Source organism: Azospirillum sp. TSH20, from assembly GCF_003115935.1.
Lineage (GTDB): Bacteria > Pseudomonadota > Alphaproteobacteria > Azospirillales > Azospirillaceae > Azospirillum.
The window spans coordinates 1-2542 of the sequence record NZ_LGQU01000134.1 but is presented as its reverse complement, the minus strand read 5'-3'; the positions used below and the strand labels follow the sequence as shown (position 1 = coordinate 2542).

The 2542-nt window shown below is 59.7% G+C and carries 2 protein-coding genes; both read right to left on the bottom strand.

Going from position 1 to position 2542, the window contains the following annotated elements; translation table 11 throughout:
- Positions 1 to 238: 238 nt before the first annotated feature.
- A complete protein-coding gene (locus TSH20_RS29925; protein ID WP_109157597.1) occupies positions 239 to 706 on the bottom strand; it encodes a DUF6262 family protein in 468 nt (155 codons plus the stop codon).
- The gene (locus tag TSH20_RS35910; protein ID WP_146205483.1) at positions 630 to 2312 is read right to left on the bottom strand and encodes a tyrosine-type recombinase/integrase; all 1683 of its coding nucleotides are present in this window, start codon (positions 2310 to 2312) and stop codon (positions 630 to 632) included. The genes TSH20_RS29925 and TSH20_RS35910 overlap by 77 nt, the downstream gene beginning before the upstream one ends.
- Between the last annotated feature and the right edge of the window lie 230 nt (positions 2313 to 2542).

The window sequence follows — 2542 nt, the reverse complement described above, 5'->3', positions numbered from 1 at the left end:
TTTTCCATTTACCTGTAGGGGTTTTGTCCAAAACGGCAGGGTTGCAGGGATTTCACCTTTGTTGACATGTCCACATGATGAAGAGCCGGCAAAAAAGAGGGTATTTTGACGCCGAACTTGAATGGGGTTTCGCGGTCGGTTTAGGCTGACACTGCGGTACAGGCTGGGGAGCCAATGGCCGCCGCCGAACTTGAAGCCGTCCTGGGGTGCGCTGCGGCGGCCCCAGGCTCGGCGGGCTTCAACCGTCGTTCCTGGCCAGCCGGCCGCGCAGTTCGAGCAGTTCCGCCAAGGCGCGCTGATGCCGCTGTCGCCACTCCTCGGCTTCGCCCAAGGCCTTTTCGTAACGGCGCTCCAGCGCGGTCTTCTGCTTGCGGAGTTCCGTCGCCTCCTCGTCCAAACGCTTGATCTTGTTGCGCAAGGCCGCCTCGATGGTGGCGGAGCGGCGGGCTGTGCGTATCGGCACCGGTTCGCGGTCCACCTCGATGCGCCGATCCTGGGTTAGCGTCCGCAGTCGCTCGATGTCCGCCTTGAAGGTCTGGTAGAGGTATTCGCGGCTGACGCCGGCTTTCTCGGCGATGGCTTTGAAGGTGATGGCCTCGCCGGCGTGCCGCATGTCCTGGATGGCGGCCTCAACGGCCCGGCGCTTGCGGATGCGCTTCTCCTCCGCTGCGGCTCGCAGGCCGCTGGTGTCTACGGGTGTCGCCACGGTAGCTGCCTTCCGCCTTGATGGTCGCGAGGATGGTGGTGAGGTTTATGAGCAAGGCTTGGTTGTGCGCCAGCCGCTTTTCGCCGATCTCGGCCATCCGCGTCCGCCCCTGCTGGCGGAACTCGGCGATCTCCCGCTTCAAGCGGGCGATGGTTTCGGTAATGGCCGCGCGTTCCTGGTCAAAGAAGGCCAGTTGATCGACATCGGCTCGGAAATGGATGCAGGTCATGCAGGCACGGTTGTGTTCGCACCATTCGCCCAGTTGGCCGGGGAGGGTGCACAGGCCGCCCGGCACGTCCACGGCCAGCGTGGCGTCCCGGCGTACGGCAAGGCCCGCCATCGTGTCGTCCACCTGGCCCTTGATGTCGATGAACCGGCCTCCGCCCTTCTCCAGCAGAGCCTTCTTCTTCAGGTGCAGGCGGCGGTTGATGTAAACCATCGTCATGTCGGCGGAGCCGTGGCCCAGTTCCATCTGGATCAGTGCGATGTCGTGGCCTTGCAGAGCCAGTTCGGTTCCGTGGAAGTGCCGCAGGCCATGCCAGCCGAACTCCCAAAAAACTCCATCCTTGGTGCGGATGCCTTCCGTAAGCATCCATTTCTTGATGGCGTCGCGTGTGTAGTCGCCGGTGAGGGCCGTTTCGCCATCGCCGGTTCGCATCGGAAACAGATGCTTCGTTTCACGCTCCCATTGCCGGCGCACCTCGGTCTGCTGCTCGCGAATGGTCATGATTACGAGCGCGTGGGCGGCATCCTCCTTCAGGAGGGGCTTGGTGTTCCAGCGCTGCACCTTGGATTGGTAGAAGGTCAGAATCATGAAGCGCACGTCGTCAGGGTCTTCCTTTAGGCAATCGAAATCGAGGGCGTGCAGATCGGCGCTGCGCATACCGGTGTAGCGGCCAAGAATGAGAAGGCGCTTCAGGACGGGATCGAGACTGTCGAGCTTCTGGAACATCTGCTCGATAACATCCTCGGGTATGGTGCGCTCCGTCACCTTCAACTGATAGCCACGCCCTCCAGGCCACATACCTTCAACGCGGCGGAGATCGCGCCTGTCCAGCATGAGGTTTGGCCAGCCGCGGTCAGCCAAGTAACAGGAGGCGTAGCGAACGAGATTGCAGACGTCGGCGTACCAGTTCTTGCCGACGCACTTGCGGGTGTTCCCCCAATTCAGGAAGCGCTCCCTGATAAAGGACTCGGTAACGTGCTCGATTTGGGGATCTGCATGCTCTTCGCGTAAGCAGGTTTCAAGCAACTGAAGGCGTGAAATGAACCCGGGCAATGATGTTGGGCGAAGTTCCCGGTGATTGATCTTGCTGAGAATGAAATGGCGAGCGGCATGGCGTAGCCAGTCCAACCGGAATCCATAAAAATGAATGTAGGACTCTCTTCGCGGAGCCTCGGTAATCTCCTCTTCGGGATAGAGATCCCGCATAAGGATAAGATCACGCCGCTCCAGAGGCTTCATCCGCTCACGCAACAGAACCAAGATAAAGGCCAGCTCGTTGGCCGGCATGCTGTTTGGACAGCGGTAATTACGTCGAATGATAACGCGAGAGCCGCTTTCATCACGTGTAATGATTTTCGGAGTATCGATTGTCGTGCTCAACCCAACCTCATTCAGCCAAAGTTCCATAATATTCCGAAGTGGGGAGCTTCCATTCCCCGCTCCAAACTCTATAGGATGTCCATAATCAATCAGCCGGGGCAGGGCAGTGGGATTGGCAGAAAGCTGATGGCAGAAGGCAATGAGCCGAACCGTACGGCAGTGTGGATCACGGGAACGATGCTGGGGCCGGGCTAGTCGCCAAGCAAAGAAAGCCTTCAGTTCGGTCCGAA